This window comes from Ardenticatenales bacterium (assembly GCA_020634515.1).
Lineage (GTDB): Bacteria > Chloroflexota > Anaerolineae > Promineifilales > Promineifilaceae > JAGVTM01.
Window position 1 is genome coordinate 352,070 of sequence record JACKBL010000006.1, and the last position, 19,922, is coordinate 371,991.

Sequence of the window (19,922 nt, forward strand, 5' to 3'; positions counted from 1 at the left end):
CAGTTGCGATGGAACACTGAGATTGCGCCACGGGAAGACCCCTTGGAGCGTGTCTCCCCAGGGTTGAATAGTTACGCCCTATCGACTACTCACCGACTACTATGCTCGGACTACCACCAGAAGCAGACGACGAAAGCGGCGCGGAAGATGTAGAGGCGCAGGCAACGGAAAGGCGCGTTCCCGTGTCGCTGTGGAGTCGGCTGTGGAACAATCTAAAAACCAACGTCTTCCCCGAAGAAATCAGCAAGCGGCTGCTGCCAAACGAGGTCATACAGGTTGAAATCCAGTTGGCCTGGTATCGCCACTTTTTTGGGCGACTCGTTTGGAGACGCATCTTGCCGCTTTCGCTTCTGACCATGCTGATGGCCGGCATGGTAGCTGTGCTGGCCGTTGTCTATCGCTTTGCCTTGACCTGGGTGCTGCTTCCCCCCGGACTGCTGCTGCTTCTGGTCGTGTATGGCGCCTACCAGCAGCTAGAACATGCGCAATGGCGCATGGTGAAGACGAACGTGCGCATCATCTTCACCATCCCCGTCCCGAATCAATGGCCCCTGGTGGACACCATTGATTTGCGCGGCACGCCCGCGGTGGTGGACACAAACTGGTCTCCCAGCCCGCTCTGGCGCCTGTTCCAGAGTTTCACGGGCGCGCGCGACCTGTACATCAGCATGGTTCCCTTTCAGTTTGAGAAGGGGCAGGCGCAGGTGAAAGGGGCGCTGGTCATCCCGGATGTGATGCCGGAGGATGTGCGCCATTTGAAGGAACACATTTTCACGAAGTAACGATTCACGACACACCCTCTTGTGGCCGGAGTTTGTCGAAACCCGTCCCTGCCTTCGACAGGCTCCGGCAGCGGGCTAATAAGTAGTTGGCAAGCATCGCGGAAATCACCTTCTCGAAACTATGAACCCATGATAACCTATGGTATAATCGAGCATCCGTTCTGATTTGAGTAGGTGTACGATTGTGGAAAAACCTCAGGAATATTCCCAACATATCAATTCAATACTTAAACCCTCACAAAATGGCTCAATTACCACATTAGATTTATTTGCGGGAGCCGGTGGTCTTGCGCTTGGTTTTGAAGCTCAAGGATTCAAAACTGTTGGTTTTGAAAAAGACGCAGATTGTTGTGTAACCTACAAAAATAATCTAGATAGTGAATGCCATCAGATCGACCTTTCACCGGATTATAAATTTCCCGAAGCAACAGTCATAATAGGTGGTCCCCCTTGTCAACCGTTTAGCGTGGGTGGTAAGCAAAAAGGCCTGGGGGACTCGCGCGATGGCTTCCCCACCTTTATTTCTGCAGTTAAGCAGGCAACGCCAAAACTGTTTCTCTTTGAAAATGTTAGGGGGATGATGTACCGCAACAAGTGGTACTTAGAACAGATTATCGAAGAGTTTCAAGCATTGGGATATATCATTGAATACAAAATGTTTAACACAGTCAGATATGGGGTTCCTCAAAGAAGAGAACGATTGATAGTTATAGGCCATAAGGGAGGTTTTAACTTTCCTCCCCCCCTAGGTAAAAAAGTGACTGCTGGTGATGCTTTAGGAGAAATGGCTATTACTATTCCTGTGGACGCGAAATTTTTGACGCCAAGTATGGACGAATACGTAGCAAAATATGAAAAGGCATCAAAGTGCATCCGCCCACGTGATTTGCATTTGAATGAACCGTCACGCACAGTGACTTGTCGAAACCTAGCAGGTGCGACTGGTGATATGATGCGTATACGCTTGCCTGACGGACGCAGGCGCAGACTAGCTGTTAGAGAGGCGGCACGGTTACAGAGTTTTCCTGATTGGTTTGAATTTGAGGGGAGCGAAACAAGTCAATTTAATCAAATAGGAAATGCTGTTCCCCCTTTATTTTCCTACTACCTTGCAGCAAGTATCAAAGAGTATTTACTTTCAGGTGAAAATAGGATGACCTTTGATGAAATCAAGCGGTACAATAGACTAAACTGGCAACCTAAACAATTGGCCTTGTTTTAAACGCCCAAACCAGTGATGAGAAAATATCTCCTGAACAAAGCAGAAGCACAAACGCTTGGTATTAAAGTTGCATCCTATCAAACCTTTGAGGCCAAAACCCCCGAAGTTCAGCAACTCATAAACGAAGCTTTGCATATTCTAGACCATTTTGGCATACCAGTTGAGGATAAAACTGCTCGTAAATTGGAGCGTATGGCGCTTGCTTTTCTTGCTGTATGCGACGTAAAAGTTAGTGCTGATTGGATCAAAGCAAAATCATTAGATGACGGATATGCGCTAAAGACCAGAGATATTATTGATTACATCAATGCAAATTTCGCCGAAAATATCTCGCGAGGTTCGTATGATGATATCAGACGTAAAGACCTCAAGCACCTAGTCCTTGCAGGAGTAGTAATTTCTGACCGCCCACAATCTGCGCGAAACGACCCAAATCGTGCTTGGACGGTAAATCCTGCATATATCGAGTTAATCAGGGCCTATTCTCAATACAACTGGGTCTCATTAGTAGAAAAGTTCCTTGAAGGCAAGGCAACCCTGCAAGAACAACTGGCAGCACGTCGTGATTTACCCAGAATACCAATACAACTTCCATCGGGTATCGAATTGGAATTTGGGCCAGGTGAACATAATCGGCTTCAAAAGGCAGTTGTGGAAGAATTTTTACCCCGGTATGGTTTTGGCGCAAAAGTTGTTTACATTGGTGATGCCGAAAACAAGTTTCTCCATTATGATGAGGACACCGCTAATAAAATTGGACTTGCTACATTAGCTCACGAAGAATTGCCAGACGTGGTGGCATATTCACAAGAGAAAAATTGGTTGTACTTGATTGAAGCCGTTCATTCATCAGGACCAATGAGTCCTGAAAGAATCATCGCTTTGCAACCTTTTCTAAACAACTGTACGACTGACATTATTTTTGTGACTGCATTTGTTGACCGCGCCACATTCAGAAAATTTGTTGCTGATATTGCTTGGGAAACTGAGGTATGGATTGCCTCATCCCCAAACCATCTAATCCATTTTGATGGGGAGAAGTTTCTTGGGCCATACCAGCAAGGTCTTCAGAGGTAAGTGCATTGCTAACAAATCAATGCACGCGAATTGCTAATTTTCGTTTTATCGAACGCACCTTGGGGCACAATCGTACTGGTGATTGAGGGTGTCTTTGCTTACCCGCAATCGCGTGACTTCAAGCATTACGTAGAATCCTACAAAGCCTGTTTTACCGCGTTGATGGCAGTTGCATAGTCCGGCTGATCGCCAAATTCCATAACGTATTCGACGTGGACTAGTTTGTCATCGGCGTCGATGACGAAGACGGAGCGTTGGTCCAGGCGCAGGTCTTCGATGTGCGTGCCGTAGGCGTCGCCGAAGCTCATGGTTTTGTGGTCGGAGAGGGTTTGCACGCGATCAATGCCGGCATTCCCACACCACCGCCGCTGTGCATAAGGCAAATCCGCGCTCACCGTCAGCACCACCACCCCATCCCCCAGGCTGGCCGCCTCCTCGTTAAAACGGCGCGTCTGCGTGTCGCAAACCCGGGTATCCAATGATGGAACGACGGAAATGAGCTTGACTTTGCCGGCATAATCCCCCAACCCCACCGTCCGCCAATCATTCGTCGTCAGCGCAAAATCAGGCGCGGCCTGCCCCACCTGCAACAGCGGACCAAGCACAGCCAGCCCCCGCCCCCCCAACTTAACACCATCAGCACGTCTTTCCATGAGCATCACTCCTCGTTGCGCGAGTGTCCGACTCGCCTGAAAAAAGTTGACCGCTGCCAGACCTCATTTACTCTGGCCCGGAATACACCTCAATCTCGCTGGCCTCCAACCCCTTCGACGTCTCCTCCACGTCATACAACACCCACTGCCCTTCCACCATCTCTTCCGGATCAACCAGCGCGTCTGACTTGTGGAAGAAGATGTCCTCCCCGCCGCCACGAGCAATAAAGCCATAGCCCCGCTGTGGGTTGTACCACTTCATACGTCCCACGTACTTGCCCGTCAACGGATCAATCTGAATCGTCTCCGGCTGCATCTCGTCCGCCTCTGCTTCCTCGCTGCCGGCATGTGACGGCGCGGCGACTTCCGCGACGGCGCCACGTGGCGGCTGCGGCGCATGTTCTTCCGCCGCCGGCTCAGGCGCGCGTTCAGGTGCGCGCTCACGGCGCGTCGGACTGCCCTGGCGCGCCGACAATTCGCCCAGGTAAGCGGGATCAACAGGCAAGCCCAATGCTTCAAGCTGTCGCTGCATTTCTACGGTGAAAACGTACCGTCGTCCGCCTTCATCAGTGACCCATCTATCCCTGTATGTCATGTTGCCTTGCTCCTTCGCAATCGTCATAGTATCGTCGTAACTGCTAAGCCAGATTGGACAATTTTCTCTGGTGAAAATCCTCACTGAGCGCGTGAAATTGGTCCAATCTCCAGAGAGCGTCAGTAGTTACGTATCGTCATCGTCAGGTGGTCATGTACTTCTGTTTCATCACTATCAGGCCCGTTTGAAACCTGGCCTGTTTCTCTTCACGCTTGCACGGCCATTAGCATGGCTCCCTGGGCGTACTATTACCGCGATTTTCGGGTTTTTGCCGGCATTTCCGGCATCAAAGAAAGCTGTTCCACGACTTCTTCCCGCTCCTCCGGCACTGCCGGGCGCAGTCGCAGACGAATTGCCCCCGTCACACGGCTGCGTGGCCCCGCATCGATCACCTCTTGGGGCTTGATTGGGCGGTTGCCCGTCACGGCTTCATTCAGATACATCTTCTTCACCCGCCCCGTGGAAAGCATGACGACCAACTCCGTATTCTCCACGCCAATCAAGGCCGCCACGACCTCCGTCGCCCCTGCCGGCAATCGCAGGTTAATCACCCCCTGCCCATACCGGCCCTGCGTGGGATACTGGCTCAAAGGAGACGCCTTCGCCAGGCCATTGTCCGTGATGCTCCAGATAAACCCCTCTGAATCTACCACATCCATGCCAATTACACCATCCGTATCGCCCGCCAGTCTAATGCCCATCACGCCCCCTGCCGGCAATCCCATGGGCCGCACGGTATCCTCCTTGAAGCGAATCACCTGCCCACCCGCCGTCGCCAGCATGACATCATCCTCGCCACCCGTCAACCGCGCCCAACCCAGCGCATCATTTTCCGGCACGTTCATCACGTCGAATGGCTCCGTCTGAATGCCGGGCAAATCTTCCACGCGCACCCGCTTCACCACCCCGGCCAGCGTCGTCATAAACAAGTAGCCTTGCGCTTCCGCCGGCAGCACCAACGCGGCAACCACATGCTGCCGCCGCGAAAAGCCCGTCAGCTCCGCCCAGTGCGTTCCCTTGCCCAACTCCCGCGATTGCGGCAGTTGATACACCGGCAAACTGACGGCCTGCCCGCTGGCGGAAAACAAGTACAAAACATCCTGCGTATTCGCTTCCAACACCGTCAGCGGCAGTTCCGCCGGTTTTGACGGAATAGGAACCATGTCCGGGGAGGTGGTGCGGGCGACCGTCCCTTTCTCGCCCACCATCACCCACACCTGTTCATCCGGCAGCAAATCCATCGCCGTCAGCGTGCCGGCCTGGCTGGAATCCACGATCTGCGAACGCCGCGTGTCGCCATATTTCTCTCGAATTGCTTGCAGTTCCTCCGCGATGCGGTGGCGCATCAGTTCGGGGCGCGTCAACAGCCCCTGCAAATAGGCAATCAGGCGCTGCATCTCCTTATGCTCGTCCTGAATTTTGCGTCGCTCCAAAGAAGCCAGCCGACGCAGCGGCATATCCAGCACAGCCTGCGCCTGCTCCGAGGTAAAACCAAACTGCCGCCGCAAATTGGTGCGCGCCGTATCCGCCGTGCGCGACTTCCGGATCAGGGCAATCACCTCATCCAGGTTGTCCAGCGCCGTCATCAGCCCTTCCAGGATGTGCGCCCGCTCCTGCGCCTTCATCAGGTCGTACTCGCTGCGCCGCCGTACGATCTCCAGCCGATGGTCCAGGTAAATGCGCAACGCCTGCTTCAGCGTCAATACGCGCGGCTCCTCATTCACCAGTGCCACCATGATGATGCTAAACGTGCTTTCCAGCGGCGTGGTCTTGAACAACTGCGCCAGCACGTCTTCCGGCTCCACATTGCGCGTCGTTTCAATGATGATGCGCGTGCCATTCCGGTCAGACTCGTCGCGCAAGTCGGTGAGGCCATCCAGTCGCCCGGCGCGGTGCAAATCAGCAATGCGGCTGATAAGGTTGGTCTTGTTGACCTGGTAGGGCAGTTCCGTAATCACCAGGCGCGACTTATTGCGCTCCATTTGCTCTACATGGACTTTGGCGCGCACGGTAATCCGCCCGCGGCCGGTGGCATAAGCATTCGTCAGGGCGTCGGTTTCGCTGTCGCCCTTGGCGCGATACCGGTAAATGAGGCCGCCGGTGGGGAAATCGGGGCCTTTGATGTAGCGCATCAGGTCTTCGAGCGTGATCTCTTCGTATTGTTCCCACCGCTGCAGCATGAACTGGAGGGCGTCCAGCACTTCGTTCAGGTTGTGCGGCGGAATGCTGGTGGCAATGCCCACGGCAATGCCGGACCCACCGTTGATGAGCAGATTAGGCGCGGTTGCCGGCAAAACCGATGGTTCCTGCATCGAATCGTCGAAATTAGCAACGAAATCCACGGTCTCCTTGCCAATGTCCTCCAGCATGTCAAAACCCATTGGCGACAGGCGCGCTTCCGTGTAGCGCATCGCCGCCGCCGCGTCCCCATCCACCGAGCCAAAATTACCCTGTCCATCAACCAAGACGTAGCGCAGCGAAAAGTCCTGCGCCATGCGCACCATCGCATCATAAACGGCGCTATCGCTGTGCGGATGATACTTCCCCAGCACCTCCCCCACTACACGGGCCGACTTACGGTGTGGCTTGTTGGGTCCCAACCCCATGTCATACATCGCGTAAAGAATGCGTCGCTGCACCGGTTTTAATCCGTCGCGGGCGTCTGGCAGTGCCCGCGAGACAATCACACTCATCGCGTAGCTCAAATAAGACTGCCGCATCTCTTCGTCAATGTCGATTTGTTTTACGAGACCAATTTCCATAGTGTGCCAGATGTCCCCTCTGAACTAGAAGAAGTATAGTAACTTCTGGAGGTTGAGTGGTTACGAAGTGTACCGCATTATCGCCTGCCTGCTCAAATGTAACACAAGCTAGACCATGCAAATATAGAACATTTGTTTTTGGTCGTCAAACAAAAAGAACACGGAAACCCGTGTTCTCAAAACAACTTCCGGGAAGGTAGCCGCGACTAACAGACCTTCCCAGAAGCGCTACCAGGCATTCCGCGGCACTTTCACATAAATGGCATCCCCAACAACGCGCGCCTCGTACGTTGGAACGGCTATCACAGCGGGGAGCGATAGTGCCGCGCCCGTGCGCAGGTCGAAGCGCGCGCCGTGCCGTGGGCATTCAATCTCACAACCCCGCACATCGCCATCCGCCAAGGGTCCACCGTCATGCGTGCACACGTCTGCTATGCAGTACAGTTCGCCATCAATGTTAAAAATGGCGATGGTTTCCTCTTCCAGGTCGATCAGCGTGCGCGCGCCAGGTGGAATATCCGCAATGCCGGCAACGCGCACAAAACCATCTCGCGCCAATTCCACGCCACTATCAAGACTCATCCTCATCCTCGTCATGTGCGTGCCGCATAGTATCCGGGTCGGGAAGGCCAAAAGCGCCCGCTTTCAACACTTTCAAGGAAAGCAGCGCGCACTTCACACGCGCCATACTCAGCGGCACGCCCAGCAGCTCCAGCAACCGCTCTTTGGGAAAAGCGCGCACCTCCGTCAACGTCATGCCCTTGACCTCGTCCGTGAGCAGGGATGCCGACGCCTGGCTAATGGCGCAACCATCCCCGCTCCAGCAGATCTGAGCGACGCGCCCCTCGCTATCCAGACGCACATCAATCCGCACCACATCACCGCAAAGCGGGTTATCCTCCTCATACGAGAAGTCGTGCGGCTCCAATGTCCCGTAATTGAGGGGATTCTCATACAGATCGATGATCTGCTCACGATAAATATCCATGATAAACCTCCCGCCGCCGCCTGTCGCCCGCTAGAGCCGAAAGACCTGGCGGGCGCGTTGCAGCGACTGCACTAGTGTATCAATTTCCGCCGTGGTCGTGTACAAATAGAAACTGGCACGCACGGAGGCAGACACGCCTAGCTTGTGATGCAGTGGCATGGCACAGTGGTGCCCCGCGCGCACGGCCACGCCATCTTTATCCAGGATTTCGGCCACGTCGTGGGCGTGGATACCGGCCAGCGTGAAGGCGGCCACGCCTCCTTTGCGCGGCGCGGGCGGCCCCAGCAGTGTCATGCCGGGGACTTCGCTTAATGCCTCCAGCGCGTAGCTGGTAATAAACTGCTCGTGCGCGTGAATCTCCGCCATGCCTACCCGGCGGAGATAGTCAACGGCTGCTCCCAACCCCACCGCTTCGGCAATGGCGGGCGTGCCCGCCTCAAACTTCCACGGCAAATCGTTCCAGGTGGAACCCTCCAACCGGACGCGACGAATCATGTCCCCCCCACCCATGAAGGGAGGCATCGCTTCCAGCAGTTTGCGCCGTCCGTAGAGAATGCCGATGCCGGTTGGCCCGCACATTTTGTGCCCGGAGAAGGCCAGGAAATCGCAGTCCAGGTCCTGTACATCCACAGGCAGGTGTGGGACGCTCTGCGCGGCGTCCACGACGCTGATGGCTCCGGCTTGCCGGGCCAGGCTGACTAACTCTTTGACAGGATTGATCGTGCCAAAGACGTTGGACATGGCGGTGAAGGCAAAAATGCGCGTTTTCTCGTTGAGCAGGCGCGGCAGAGCATCCATGTCCAGCAGTCCGTCCACCGTGAAGGGGACGTATTTGACGATGGCGCCGGTTTGCGCGGCGATCATCTGCCAGGGCACGATGTTGGAGTGGTGTTCCATTTCCGTGAGGAGGATTTCGTCGCCGGGGCGCAGGTTGGTCCGTCCCCAACTGTAGGCCACCAGGTTGATGGCTTCGGTGGTGTTGCGTACATAGATGATTTGGGCGGGATCGGGAGCGTTGATGAAGCGGGCGATGCGCCGGCGCGCGTCTTCGTAAGTGTTGGTGGCTTCTTCGCTAAGTTTGTGAATGCCGCGGTGGACGTTGGCGTTGATCTGGCGGTAGTAGTTGTCCATGGCGGTGATGACGTCCTGGGGCTTTTGGGCGGTGGCGGCGCTGTCGAGGTAGATGAGGGGAATGCCGGCATAAACATCCTGCCCCAAGATAGGAAAATCAGTGCGAATGGCTTGAACGTCTAACATAGTGAACGGCTAACCTGTTATGATCGAATCTGCCCGCGAATGGAAACGACAACGCATCGCGGAAAAACAACAGGGGCGCAGCCTACGCCGCGCCCCTGCATTTGTAACGTTGTTTGCAGAATGGGGTTATGAGATGGCGACCGGTTTTTCAATAGGTACGCCAACCAGGTTGCCCCATTCAGTCCAGGAACCATCGTAGTTGCGTACAGAAGGATACCCCAGGAGGTAGGTTAATACAAACCAGGTGTGAGAACTGCGCTCGCCAATGCGGCAGTAGGCCACGACGTTTTGGTCAGGGGAAAGGCCCTGTTCTTCTTCGTAAATGGCGCGCAATTCGGCGACGGATTTAAATGTGCCGTCGCTGTTGGCGGCACGGCTCCAGGGAACGCTACGCGCGCCCTTGATGTGCCCACCGCGCAGAGCGCCTTCCTGAGGCAGGCCGGGCATGTGCAGTAGCTTGCCGCTGAATTCATCTGGACTGCGGACGTCTACGAGGGGGCTGCCGGCATTGATATGCTTCAACACGTCATCCCGAAAGGCGCGAATCTTATAGTCGGCGCGTTGTTGGGGCGTGTAGGTGGCCGGAGGAAATGCCGGCACGTCCTTCGTCACCGCTCGTTCTTCCGCCAACCACTTGTGCCGCCCACCATCCATCAGGCGACAATCCTTGTGCCCAAACAGCTTGAAAACCCAAAACGCATAAGCCGCCCACCAGTTGCTCTTATCGCCATAGAATACCACCGTCGTATCATTGCCGATGCCGTGGCGCGCCAACAACTGCGCAAACCGCGCCTCATCCAGATAGTCGCGGCGAATCGGATCGTTCAGGTCAGAAACCCAATCAATATGCACCGCGTTGGGAATGTGTCCCGTGCTGTACAGCAGCACATCTTCGTTGCTCTCCACCAGACGGACATTCGCCGTGTCCGACAAATGCTCCGCCACCCACTGCGTAGAGACAAGCACATCAGGATATGCATACGTCGGTTCACTCATCAAAACAACTCCTGTGAGAATAGCGGGGAATGATAAGGGCGCATTCGTATTTTAGAAGTAACTGCCAAGCTAGATTGGACCAATTTTGTCTGGTGAAAGCCGTGGTTCGTCTTCAGCCCAGCTTCTTGAGAATACGGTCGGCAATTCGATTACGCACGCCCTCTACCGGAATCCGTTGCATAATCGGCTCAAAGAATCCCTGAACCAACATTTGCCGCGCCGTATGCGTATCAATGCCCCGACTCATGAGATAGAACATTTCCGTTTCATCCAGATGTCCTACCGTGGAGGCGTGCGTACAGCGCACGTCATCGGCCTCAATCTCCAGGCCGGGAATCGAGTCCGCGCGCGCGTCCCGGTCCAACAGCAAATTGCGATTGGCCTGGAAGCCGTCAATGCGCTGGGAATCAGGCAGCGCCTTGATCATGCCTTGCCACACGGAACGCGCCCTATCCTTCAGCGCACCCTTATACAGCAGGTCGCTAACCGTGTCCGCCGCATTGTGGTTTTGCTGCGTGTCCAGGTCAAAATGCTGCCGGTGGTTGCCGAAAAACAGCCCTGACATGCGCGCCCACGCGCCCTGCCCATCCAACTCAACCGTTTGGAAGGACTTGGTGAGCCGCGTCCCCATGGCGCTGATCACCCAATCAAGGCGGCCGTCCCGCCCGACGCGGCCCCGTTCATGCGTGAATTGCCACAGGTCTTCGCCGAAGTCCTGCAAGGAGACATAGATCAAACTGGCCCCGTCGCGTACCAGCAGTTCCAGCGCGCCATTGTGGAGGGCTTGCCCACTGCTGCCGCCGGCGGAAGCGTATTCGTCAATGAGGATGGCTTCCGCGCCACGTTCGAGGACCACCAGCGTGTGGCTGAATGTCTTTCCGCTGGAAGACCAGAGCGCGTTGTGCAAAGGAGCCGCCGCCTTCACATTCTTGGGTACATAAAGAAACGTGCCGCCGCGCCAGAACGCGCCATGCAAAGCGGCGAATTTGCCTTCGTTGACCGTAACGGCTTCCTGCATGAAGTGCGCGCGCACCAGGTCGCCATGCTCCCGCACGGCGGTGTGCATGTCACAAAAGATGACGCCCTGCGTCCGTAGTTCTTCGCTTATTTCGTATTTCTGGATCGTGCCATCCAGCTCCAGAATGACGCCGCCGGCCTTGTCTTCCGTCAACTGCTCGCCCAGGTAAGCGGGTATGTCGGCGACATTGCCGGCACCGTTGAGAGAGGGACCGATGCTGTCCAGTTTCAAGCGGCGTATATCGGTGCGCCGCCAGGGTTCGTCATTGGTCGTAGGCAGGGGCAGGCTGTCATAAACATCCCAGGCGGCCAGGCGGAAATCCCGCATCCAGGCCGGCTCCTCCAAATGCGCGGAAAGCTGCGCCACTGCCTCTCGTGTAAATCCTGTCATGAACATCCTCAAAAGTTGTAGGTTTGAAGGCAACTGCTAAGCCAGATTGGACCAGTTTTCTCTGGTGAAATTGGTTCACTCTCCAAGAATGAACCAATCCTGGCTTAATCTAGCCAATGGAGCCTTCCATCTGAAGTTGAATCAGGCGGTTCATCTCAATGGCGTACTCCATCGGCAGTTCCTTGACGAGCGGCTCGATGAAGCCATTGACGATCATCGTATTTGCCATTTCTTCGTCCACGCCCCGACTCATCAAATAGAAGATTTGCTCTTCTCCTACTTTGCTTACCGAGGCTTCATGACCAATGGTCACGTCCTGGTCGTTAATTTCAATGTAGGGATAGGTGTCGGAGCGGCTGTGTTCGTCGAGCAGCAAGGCATCGCAGACCACGTTGGACTTGCAACCATGCGCCCCTTCGTACACTTTCAGCAGGCCACGATAGGAGGCGCGCCCGCCGTTCTTGCTGATGGATTTGGAGATGATGCGGCTGGTGGTGTTGGGGGCGACGTGGACGACTTTCCCGCCGGCGTCCTGGTGTTGGCCTTTGCCGGCAAAAGCGATAGACAGAATCTCCCCATGCGCGCCCGGTTCCATCAAATAGACTGCCGGATACTTCATGGTCACTTTCGACCCCAAGTTGCCATCAATCCACTCCATTGTGGCATTGGCGTACGCCATGGCCCGCTTCGTCACCAGATTGTAGACATTGTTGGACCAGTTCTGAATCGTTGTATAACGGCAGCGGCCCCCCTTCTTCACGATGATCTCCACCACCGCCGAATGCAGCGAGTCCGACGAGTAGATCGGAGCCGTGCAGCCCTCAACGTAATGGACGTATGCGCCCTCGTCTACCACAATCAGCGTGCGCTCAAACTGCCCCACGTTCTTGGCATTGATGCGGAAATACGCCTGCAAGGGCATATCCACCTGCACACCAGGGGGAACATAGATGAAACTACCGCCAGACCAGATAGCCGTATTCAGAGCGGCAAATTTATTATCGTTGTATGGGATGACGGTGCTGAAATACTCGCGCACGATTTCCGGATACTGCGCCAGACCATCGTCCATCCCCAGGAAAATGACGCCCTTTTCTTCCAGTTCGCGCTTGATGTTGTGGTACACCACCTCGGACTCATACTGCGCAGCAACGCCGGAAAGAAATTTCTGCTCCGCTTCCGGGATACCCAGTTTATTGAAGGTGTCCTTGATGTAGCCGGGCACATCCTCCCAGTTATCTTCCTGGCGATTGCTGGGTTTGATGTAGTAGTAGATGTCGTCGAAATCAATCTCGGACAGACTCGCCCCCCATTCCGGTAGCGGACGGTCCAGAAAGTGTTGATATGCCTTCAAGCGGATGTCCAGCATCCACTCAGGCTCGCCCTTCATTTGGGACATCTGGCGGATGATGGCTTCGTTGAGGCCCTTCTCGGCCTTGAACACGTAATCTTCGGCGTCGGCAAAGCCATATTTCGTAGCATAATCCTGGTTAAAGCCAGCGATTATTTCGTTTTCGCTCATTTCATATTCAACGGTTGCGCCCATTGTGACCTCCTCAGGTAAGTCGGCAGTCGGGGCAGCGCCTACGCCTGTTCAACGGCGGCAATGCCATACTTCTCGCGGACCCAATCATAACCCCGCTCTTCCAGTTCGAGGGCCAGGTCCGCCGTTCCACTTTCCACAATGCGGCCATTCAGCAGCACGTGTACGTAATCGGGGGTGATGTAGTTGAGGATGCGCTGGTAGTGGGTGATGACCAGTACACCCATGTTGAGCTTGTCGCGCAAGGTATTGGTCCCTTCGGCCACAATCCGCACGGCGTCAATATCCAGGCCGGAGTCGGTCTCGTCCATAATGGCGATTTTCGGTTCCAGGGTTGCCATTTGCAAGATTTCGGCCCGCTTTTTCTCGCCACCGGAGAAGCCGTCGTTCAGGTAACGACCGGCGAACTTGTGGTCGATATTGATCATGTTCATTTTTTCGCGCAGCAGGCGGCGAAAAGCGGGGATGGAGATGCCCTTGTCTTCGGAGTTTTCGGCGCGGAGGCGGGCATTGAGCGCCTGACGTAGGAAGTTAGCAACGGTGACACCGGGGACGGCGACCGGGTATTGGAACGCGAGGAAGAGACCTGCGCGGGAGCGTTCGTCAGCTTCCATTTCCAGCAGGTCCTGTCCATCGAAGATGACCTGGCCGGCGGTGGGTTCGTAGGAGGGATGGCCGGCGAGGGTGTAGGCGAGGGTGCTTTTACCTGAGCCGTTGGGTCCCATGAGGGCGTGTACTTCGCCCTGGCGCACGAGCAGGTCAATGCCCTTGAGGATGGGCTGACCGGCGACGCTGACGTGCAGGTTCTTGATTTCCAAAGCTGTCGTCATGTTGTGTAGATTCTCCTCGTGAAAGACGGTGTGTGGCAGGGAAAATGCCGGCATTCTCGCCAGCCGCCACACTCACCATATTAACGCAGTGGCAGTATAGCACGCTTTACTGCTTGCGTCAATAATTATCATAATTATGATAACAATAGTAGGAATTGACAATAGTGGCTCCGGTTGCTATAATTGCCCAAATGATCCGAGGAATTGTATCGTGAAATTTGTAACAGGCAACCGCAAGCAAAACACACGCGACACGATCCTGGAGGCCCTCAAAGCGACCCCCCAGGCCACCGTCGAAGAACTCGCCGAAGCAGCGGATGTTTCGCCTGTTACCGTGCGCCACCACCTCAATAGCCTCCAGGCGGAAGGACTGCTGGAAGCAACAAGCGTCCGCCGCAAAATCGGCCGCCCACATTACGTCTACAGCCTCAGCCAGGCCGGGCATGAGCTTTTCCCCAAGAAATATGTCCGCCTCAGCAGCCGTCTCTTGGACGAACTCAAACAACGCTTCTCTGACGCCGTCGTTGCCGATCTTTTTGGCAGCGTGGTGCAGAAGATCATCAACGAACACAAAGGGGAATTTGAGAGATTGGCGTTCGAGAAGCGGCTCGATTACCTCGTGGCGCTGTTGGAGGAAGAAGGTTTCCTGGCGCGCTGGGAAAAGGCGGACGGCAAATATCGCCTCACGGAATACAGTTGCCCTTACATTTCCGTGGGGCAATCGCATACGGAAGTATGCACACTGGACAAAGAACTGGTGGTACAGGTGTTGCAAACGGAAATTGAACAACACAGTTGTATGCTCATGGGCGATCCCTGTTGTCAGTTTTCCTTCACCAACCCGGATACCGCCACGGCAAAACGGTAATCGGCGTCAGTCACGGGCAAATGTGGTCCGTCCCTTAGCAGTTACCACAAGATAAGGAAAGCCATGATCGTCAGCAAAGAAGAAGAAGTCCTGGAAGCCCTGCGTGGCGTTATTGATCCTGAAATTGGCCTGAATGTTGTCGAACTGGGCCTGATCCGCAACCTGGCCTTCAACGAGAAGAATGAAGTCCGCATCACGATGATTCTGACGACGCCATTTTGCCCGTATGGGCCGCAGCTTATTCAGCAAGTGCGGCAGGCGGCAAACGGCATCACGGGCGGCGGTACGCAGGTGGAAATTGGCACGGAGTTGTGGGACCCGTCCATGATGGAGGACGGGGCCGGCGGCGATTGGGGACTGTTTTAGCCGGCAGTCACGGAAGGCGTCGTCTCCAATTGCGATAGCGCGGTATTTTCAAAGCTGCGCCGGTCAGGTTTGCATCGCGCAAGTTTGCACGTTGTCTACAATTTCGATAGCGCGGTATTTTCAAAGCCCTGCCTCCGCGGGGCTTTTTGTTTGCGGCACGCCCAGGTGAATGACGCGCGCGCCAATAGGGCTGACGGGGTTGATGCTCTTGCCGATGACGATGCCGGCACGGGGAGCCAGAATCGTTTGCGTCACCTGCCCAAACACATCGCGCAGCGTGGCTACCGGTTCGTCAACCTTCACCCACGCCCCTAATGCCGGCATTACCTCCAGAATGCCACCCCGCGCCGTGTAGAGCCAGACGGATTCAGCGCACTCGGTGGCAGGAGAAAATGCCGGCACAATCGCCCCCTCCACCATCCCCAAATACACCAGCGCATTTCGCAGCCCCACCACCCCTGCCGCAATCATCTCCGGCTGAAACACATGCGGATTCCCCACCTCCACCGTAATGGCCTCCACCCCCAGGTCCATAGCCGCCTGGCGCAAATTCGCATCCCCGTTCACGCTGTGCAAAATAATGCGCGCATTTTGCCGCCGCGCCAACGCCGCCGCCGTCGCCCGCCGCATATCCGCCCGCACATAATGCGTATTCACACGCCCGCGGCTGGCCGTATGCAAATCAATCAGGCAATCAAAATGGCGCACCAACCGCCGCACCAGACGAAACGCATACACCTCCCCCGTGTGCCCAGCCTCCTTACCCGGCATCACCCGGTTCAGGTCGAACGTCTCCGCCACCACCCGCCGCCCATCCAGGAATCCGGGCACGTTCACCACGGGCACGCCCACCACCGTCCCCCGCAGCCGCGCCGCATCGAGCGTCGCAAAAAAACGATGGATCACGCCCAAACCATTTAGCTCATCCCCATGCACCAACGCCGTCACGCCCAGCAGCGGCCCCGCTGCCACGCCCCGCGCCACCAGCAGCGGCAGACGCAGCGGCGCACCCAATGCATCCTCCCCCAAGAGCAGCCAGCCACGACTGATCGCGCCCCGGCGAAATACCCCCTCCGCCCATTCCGTCAAAACACCGGCATCGTCCATTCCGCCCTCCACTTCACGAACAGACCCGATTTTCAGCCGGGCCGCGCCGGGAGTATAATCCCGTTCAATGGATAACACGACCCTCAACCTCTACGACTTCAGCCGCGCCGAACTGACCGCCCACTTTGCCCGGTGGGGCTTCAGCGCCTACCACGCGGAACGGGTGTGGCAGGCATTGTACCGCCAGCAGGTGGACGCGCCAGACGCCATCGCCGACTTGCGACCAGACCTGGCGGCGCGGTTGGCGGCGGCGGCGACGCTGCGCCAACCGGAGACGGCCGCGGCGCTGGACAGCCGCGACGGGCACACACGCAAGTTTCTGCTGCGCTGGGCGGATGGGCAAACGGTGGAAACGGTGCAGATGCGCTACCGCGACCGGTACACGGCCTGCATCAGCACGCAGGCGGGCTGCGCCATGGGCTGCATCTTCTGCGCCACGGGGCAGATGGGTTTCCAGCGCCACCTGTCAGCAGGGGAAATTGTGGCCCAGGTCCTCTATGTAAACCGCGCCCTGGCCGCGCAGGGGCAGTCGGTGCGCAATGTGGTCCTCATGGGCATGGGCGAGCCGCTGCACAATTATGAGGCGACGATGACGGCCATCGACATCCTCACGGATGATAAGGGGTTGGCGATTGCGCCCCGGCACATCACGTTGAGTACGGTGGGGCTGCCGCGGGCGATTCGGCGGCTGGCGGATGACAACTGCCCGGTGCAGTTGGCCGTGAGCCTGCACGCGGCGACGGACGAGGAGCGGGCGGCGCTGGTTCCGCCGGCGCGCCGCTGGCCGCTGGCGGCGTTGATGGATGCCTGCCGCTATTACATGGCTGTGCGCGGGCGACGGGTTTTCTTTGAGTGGACGTTAATTGCCGGCACAAACGATACCCCCACGCAAGCCCACGCCGTCGGCAAGCTGCTGCAAGGGATGAACGCCCACCTGAACGTGATCCCCCTCAACCCTACGCACGGCTACGAAGGCGCACCCAGCCAGACGCCATCCGTGCGCGCCTTTCAGCAAATCATCGCCGGGTACGGCATCCCCAGCACCGTGCGCCAGCGGCGCGGCCTGGACATCGCCGCCGGCTGCGGCCAACTCCGCGCCGCCCAACTGTTTTCCGAACCGCCACGCAACGGATCCCTCAGGAACGGAAATTAAGTAGGACAACGAAGTTGTTTCCTTGCCGTTCCTTCACACTGACGACGCAATTCCATGCTTTATTTCATCGTCAGTCCATAGTAACCGTCCGAAAACAACTTCACACTTTTTGCGGACGGTTACTGACAAGCTGTTCGCGCAATTCCGCTAACTTAATTGCGAACAGCCACTTAGCGGAGGACGACGTCTGTCCAGGCTTCGATCCATTCATCTCGATGCGCGTCGATTTCGGCGGGGTCCAGGGTGGCGGGTTGGTCGGAAGTTCGTGCCCATTGGGTGAAACGTGCCGGCATTTCCGCCCCCTCATTCGCCGGAAACACAAACATATTCAAGGGGATGTCCTCCTGGAAAGCCCGGCTGAGCATGTAATCCACAAACTGCCGCGCCAATTCCTCCTGCTCCGTGCCACGCAAGATACCCACGAATTCCACCTGGCGAAAACAACTATTGGGCGCGACCACGCTGGCCGTCGGCGGCGCGTCCAATTCGCCGAAGAAGACCTCGGCTGCCGGGCTGCTGGCGTAGGAAACGACAATAGGCCGGTCCCCATCGCTGGCGGCGGTAAAATGGCCATAGTAGGCATCCTCCCAACCGGACGCGACGACCACGTCGTTTGCCCGCAGTCGTCCCCAATAATCAAGATAGCCATCCGGCCCAAAGTCCGCGATGGTCGCCAGCAAAAAGGCTAATCCCGGGCTGGACGTGGCCGGATTTTCGACGACGAGCAGGCCGCTGTATGCCGGATCGGCCAGGTCATTGAGGGAAGCGGGGGGCATCAGTTCCCGATCCTGGAACCAGGCGATGTCGTAGTTGAGGCAAACGTCGCCGTAGTCGATGGGGGTGAGGCGGTTGGTCGGGTCGAGTTGGAGAGATGCCGGCACATTCGCCAACCCCGCCGCCCGATAAGGCACAAAAATATCCGCCTGTAGCGCCCGCCCCATAAACGTATTGTCCACGCCATACAACAGGTCCGCCAACGGCGCATCTTTTGCCAGGATCGCCTGGTTCAACGCTGCCCCCGCATCCCCCGCCGACAAGACAGACACCGTCACGCCATGTTCTTCCTCAAATCGCGCCAGCGTCTCCTCGCTGATGGCAAAACTATCATGCGTCATCAGCGTCAGCGTCGGCGGCTGCTCCGACGCACACGCCGCCAACAGAACGGACAGCAAGAGGAAGGGTAAAAGCCATTTTGACATGACAAACTCCGTAGAAGGGTAGAAAGGGGGAAAGGCGGTAGTTGAGATGATTCATTCTCGGAGAATGAACCAATCTTGGCTAATGGTTTGTCATCGTTGCCAACCGCCGTCGGTATGCACGCACAGCAGCAGCCCTGATTGCAGCGTCACCACCGCCGTATCCGTCTCCATCACATTGCTGATGCCGCGCGCGGGGCCAAAATCGAGCGTCTCCGCCCGCAGCGGCCAGGCCAGGCCGGTCGTGTAGGCAATTTCCGCCGCGCCTCCCAGGGGGATCAGGGAGACTCTATCCCCGGCGCGACCGTGAATGGTGGTCTGATCCCGCACCAACCACGCCTGCTGAAACGGTTCCACCAGTCTGACCACGCGGCCCCTCAGCGCCGGGTGCGCCAGCAGCAGCACATTGGCCAACGCCTGGTCCAGCCGCCCGCCCAACGCCGCAAAGACGAGGATCGGCTCGTCTTGCGTGGCCTGCACGGCATAGAGCAGGGCGAGTTCCAGGTCGGTCTCGTCTTTGCCGGCAGGATATTGGCGCACCGTCGGGCGTGATAATGCCGGCAAAGCATCCATCTCAGCGCGCCCGGTCGGTGGCAGCGAGTCCAGATCGCCCACGAGAACATCCGGCCAACGCCCCAGCGCGCGCAAATAACGCAAACCACCATCGGCGGCGATGGTCAGGGTGGCTTGCGCCAGGTAAGGAAGCAGCCAACCAGGCGGCGCATCCGCGGGAACCGTGCCATTAGCAAATATCAGGACGCTCATGGGGAAATGAAGGATGAAGGGTGAAGGACAAACCGTTTTCTGTTTCCGTTTTTCGTTGACTATCGTTAACAAAAAAGCCATCCTGTCTGGATGGCTTGCTCAGCAAAACGGGGGTCTCGCATTTGCCTACGCCGGCATTATCCGGATCAGGTTCTCAGGTCGGCGGCGCGGTCAGCCGCCCTCTCAGCCGGGTGAATCCCAGCTCCCTGCGCGTGTTTAATAATTGTGCTTCGCTTCTTGTTAACCGTCCAAAAACACTTCACGCTTTTTACGGACGGTTGCTGACAAGCTGTTCGCACAATTCCGCCAACTCAATTGCGAACAGCCACTTACATTATACTCGTAATAGGCTGC

19 protein-coding genes and 1 riboswitch are annotated in these 19,922 nt (G+C 56.7%); of the genes, 6 read left to right on the top strand and 13 right to left on the bottom strand.

The window, feature by feature from the left end:
- Positions 1 to 101 precede the first annotated feature (101 nt).
- From H6650_17265 to H6650_17275, 3 genes are all read left to right on the top strand, one after another.
- Complete coding sequence (locus tag H6650_17265) at positions 102 to 782, top strand: hypothetical protein (protein MCB8953759.1); 681 nt, start codon at positions 102 to 104, stop codon at positions 780 to 782.
- Positions 783 to 948: 166 nt separating this feature from the next.
- Positions 949 to 2,004 carry a DNA cytosine methyltransferase gene (locus tag H6650_17270; protein MCB8953760.1) on the top strand — a complete coding sequence of 352 codons (1,056 nt, stop codon included), beginning with the start codon at positions 949 to 951 and terminating at the stop codon, positions 2,002 to 2,004.
- 15 nt (positions 2,005 to 2,019) lie between these two features.
- The gene (locus H6650_17275; GenBank protein MCB8953761.1) at positions 2,020 to 3,081 is read left to right on the top strand and encodes a restriction endonuclease; all 1,062 of its coding nucleotides are present in this window, start codon (positions 2,020 to 2,022) and stop codon (positions 3,079 to 3,081) included.
- 137 nt (positions 3,082 to 3,218) lie between these two features.
- On the opposite strand, the gene tpx is transcribed toward H6650_17275, so the two are convergent.
- The 10 genes from tpx to sufC all read right to left on the bottom strand — a co-directional run bounded on the left by tpx (position 3,219) and on the right by sufC (position 14,113).
- Entirely contained in the window at positions 3,219 to 3,734 is a 516-nt protein-coding gene (gene tpx, locus H6650_17280; protein ID MCB8953762.1) for a thiol peroxidase, read from the bottom strand.
- A 67-nt stretch (positions 3,735 to 3,801) separates the two neighbouring features.
- On the bottom strand, positions 3,802 to 4,329 hold the full coding sequence (locus H6650_17285; protein ID MCB8953763.1) for a cold shock domain-containing protein: 528 nt from the start codon (positions 4,327 to 4,329) through the stop codon (positions 3,802 to 3,804).
- Between the two features lie 248 nt (positions 4,330 to 4,577).
- Positions 4,578 to 7,091, bottom strand: coding sequence for a DNA gyrase subunit A (gene gyrA / locus H6650_17290; GenBank protein ID MCB8953764.1), 2,514 nt, complete (start codon positions 7,089 to 7,091; stop codon positions 4,578 to 4,580).
- Positions 7,092 to 7,319: 228 nt separating this feature from the next.
- The gene (locus H6650_17295) at positions 7,320 to 7,673 is read right to left on the bottom strand and encodes a non-heme iron oxygenase ferredoxin subunit (GenBank protein ID MCB8953765.1); all 354 of its coding nucleotides are present in this window, start codon (positions 7,671 to 7,673) and stop codon (positions 7,320 to 7,322) included.
- The gene (locus H6650_17300) at positions 7,663 to 8,082 is read right to left on the bottom strand and encodes an iron-sulfur cluster assembly scaffold protein (protein ID MCB8953766.1); all 420 of its coding nucleotides are present in this window, start codon (positions 8,080 to 8,082) and stop codon (positions 7,663 to 7,665) included. The genes H6650_17295 and H6650_17300 overlap by 11 nt, the downstream gene beginning before the upstream one ends.
- A 27-nt stretch (positions 8,083 to 8,109) precedes the next feature.
- Positions 8,110 to 9,336 (bottom strand): cysteine desulfurase, encoded by a 1,227-nt coding sequence (locus tag H6650_17305; GenBank protein ID MCB8953767.1) that lies wholly within the window; start codon positions 9,334 to 9,336, stop codon positions 8,110 to 8,112.
- A gap of 126 nt (positions 9,337 to 9,462) precedes the next feature.
- Positions 9,463 to 10,332 carry a sulfurtransferase gene (locus H6650_17310; GenBank protein ID MCB8953768.1) on the bottom strand — a complete coding sequence of 290 codons (870 nt, stop codon included), beginning with the start codon at positions 10,330 to 10,332 and terminating at the stop codon, positions 9,463 to 9,465.
- A 112-nt stretch (positions 10,333 to 10,444) separates the two neighbouring features.
- Positions 10,445 to 11,740, bottom strand: a complete 1,296-nt coding sequence (gene sufD, locus H6650_17315) for a Fe-S cluster assembly protein SufD (protein MCB8953769.1) — start codon at positions 11,738 to 11,740, stop codon at positions 10,445 to 10,447.
- Positions 11,741 to 11,849: 109 nt separating this feature from the next.
- A complete protein-coding gene (gene sufB, locus H6650_17320; protein ID MCB8953770.1) occupies positions 11,850 to 13,262 on the bottom strand; it encodes a Fe-S cluster assembly protein SufB in 1,413 nt (470 codons plus the stop codon).
- Between the two features lie 62 nt (positions 13,263 to 13,324).
- Positions 13,325 to 14,113 carry a Fe-S cluster assembly ATPase SufC gene (gene sufC / locus H6650_17325; protein MCB8953771.1) on the bottom strand — a complete coding sequence of 263 codons (789 nt, stop codon included), beginning with the start codon at positions 14,111 to 14,113 and terminating at the stop codon, positions 13,325 to 13,327.
- 211 nt (positions 14,114 to 14,324) lie between these two features.
- On the opposite strand from sufC, the gene H6650_17330 reads away from it, so the two are divergent.
- Entirely contained in the window at positions 14,325 to 14,981 is a 657-nt protein-coding gene (locus tag H6650_17330) for a DeoR family transcriptional regulator (GenBank protein ID MCB8953772.1), read from the top strand.
- Positions 14,982 to 15,044: 63 nt separating this feature from the next.
- On the top strand, positions 15,045 to 15,347 hold the full coding sequence (locus H6650_17335; GenBank protein MCB8953773.1) for a metal-sulfur cluster assembly factor: 303 nt from the start codon (positions 15,045 to 15,047) through the stop codon (positions 15,345 to 15,347).
- A 120-nt stretch (positions 15,348 to 15,467) separates the two neighbouring features.
- Here the strand turns inward: H6650_17335 and H6650_17340 are convergent, their stop codons facing one another.
- Positions 15,468 to 16,454, bottom strand: a complete 987-nt coding sequence (locus H6650_17340; protein ID MCB8953774.1) for a succinylglutamate desuccinylase/aspartoacylase family protein — start codon at positions 16,452 to 16,454, stop codon at positions 15,468 to 15,470.
- A gap of 67 nt (positions 16,455 to 16,521) precedes the next feature.
- Here H6650_17340 and rlmN point away from each other — a divergent pair, with 67 nt between their 5' ends.
- Positions 16,522 to 17,607, top strand: a complete 1,086-nt coding sequence (gene rlmN, locus H6650_17345) for a 23S rRNA (adenine(2503)-C(2))-methyltransferase RlmN (GenBank protein MCB8953775.1) — start codon at positions 16,522 to 16,524, stop codon at positions 17,605 to 17,607.
- A 170-nt stretch (positions 17,608 to 17,777) separates the two neighbouring features.
- Here the strand turns inward: rlmN and H6650_17350 are convergent, their stop codons facing one another.
- Together H6650_17350 and H6650_17355 are read right to left on the bottom strand one after the other, a co-directional pair.
- Positions 17,778 to 18,806 carry a thiamine ABC transporter substrate-binding protein gene (locus tag H6650_17350; protein ID MCB8953776.1) on the bottom strand — a complete coding sequence of 343 codons (1,029 nt, stop codon included), beginning with the start codon at positions 18,804 to 18,806 and terminating at the stop codon, positions 17,778 to 17,780.
- 90 nt (positions 18,807 to 18,896) lie between these two features.
- Entirely contained in the window at positions 18,897 to 19,568 is a 672-nt protein-coding gene (locus H6650_17355; GenBank protein MCB8953777.1) for a thiamine diphosphokinase, read from the bottom strand.
- 104 nt (positions 19,569 to 19,672) lie between these two features.
- A riboswitch (TPP riboswitch) is annotated at positions 19,673 to 19,787 on the bottom strand.
- Positions 19,788 to 19,922: the final 135 nt, after the last annotated feature.

Bases quoted from the DNA above. Each gene is read 5' to 3' on its own strand.
- H6650_17265 (MCB8953759.1), top strand. From the start codon at position 102: ATGCTCGGACTACCACCAGAAGCAGACGACGAAAGCGGCGCGGAAGAT.
- H6650_17275 (MCB8953761.1), top strand. From the start codon at position 2,020: ATGAGAAAATATCTCCTGAACAAAGCAGAAGCACAAACGCTTGGTATT.
- tpx (MCB8953762.1), bottom strand. From the start codon at position 3,734: ATGGAAAGACGTGCTGATGGTGTTAAGTTGGGGGGGCGGGGGCTGGCT.
- H6650_17285 (MCB8953763.1), bottom strand. From the start codon at position 4,329: ATGACATACAGGGATAGATGGGTCACTGATGAAGGCGGACGACGGTAC.
- gyrA (MCB8953764.1), bottom strand. From the start codon at position 7,091: ATGGAAATTGGTCTCGTAAAACAAATCGACATTGACGAAGAGATGCGG.
- H6650_17295 (MCB8953765.1), bottom strand. From the start codon at position 7,673: ATGAGTCTTGATAGTGGCGTGGAATTGGCGCGAGATGGTTTTGTGCGC.
- H6650_17305 (MCB8953767.1), bottom strand. From the start codon at position 9,336: ATGTTAGACGTTCAAGCCATTCGCACTGATTTTCCTATCTTGGGGCAG.
- H6650_17310 (MCB8953768.1), bottom strand. From the start codon at position 10,332: ATGAGTGAACCGACGTATGCATATCCTGATGTGCTTGTCTCTACGCAG.
- sufD (MCB8953769.1), bottom strand. From the start codon at position 11,740: ATGACAGGATTTACACGAGAGGCAGTGGCGCAGCTTTCCGCGCATTTG.
- sufB (MCB8953770.1), bottom strand. From the start codon at position 13,262: ATGAGCGAAAACGAAATAATCGCTGGCTTTAACCAGGATTATGCTACG.
- sufC (MCB8953771.1), bottom strand. From the start codon at position 14,113: ATGACGACAGCTTTGGAAATCAAGAACCTGCACGTCAGCGTCGCCGGT.
- H6650_17335 (MCB8953773.1), top strand. From the start codon at position 15,045: ATGATCGTCAGCAAAGAAGAAGAAGTCCTGGAAGCCCTGCGTGGCGTT.
- H6650_17340 (MCB8953774.1), bottom strand. From the start codon at position 16,454: ATGGACGATGCCGGTGTTTTGACGGAATGGGCGGAGGGGGTATTTCGC.
- rlmN (MCB8953775.1), top strand. From the start codon at position 16,522: ATGGATAACACGACCCTCAACCTCTACGACTTCAGCCGCGCCGAACTG.
- H6650_17350 (MCB8953776.1), bottom strand. From the start codon at position 18,806: ATGTCAAAATGGCTTTTACCCTTCCTCTTGCTGTCCGTTCTGTTGGCG.
- H6650_17355 (MCB8953777.1), bottom strand. From the start codon at position 19,568: ATGAGCGTCCTGATATTTGCTAATGGCACGGTTCCCGCGGATGCGCCG.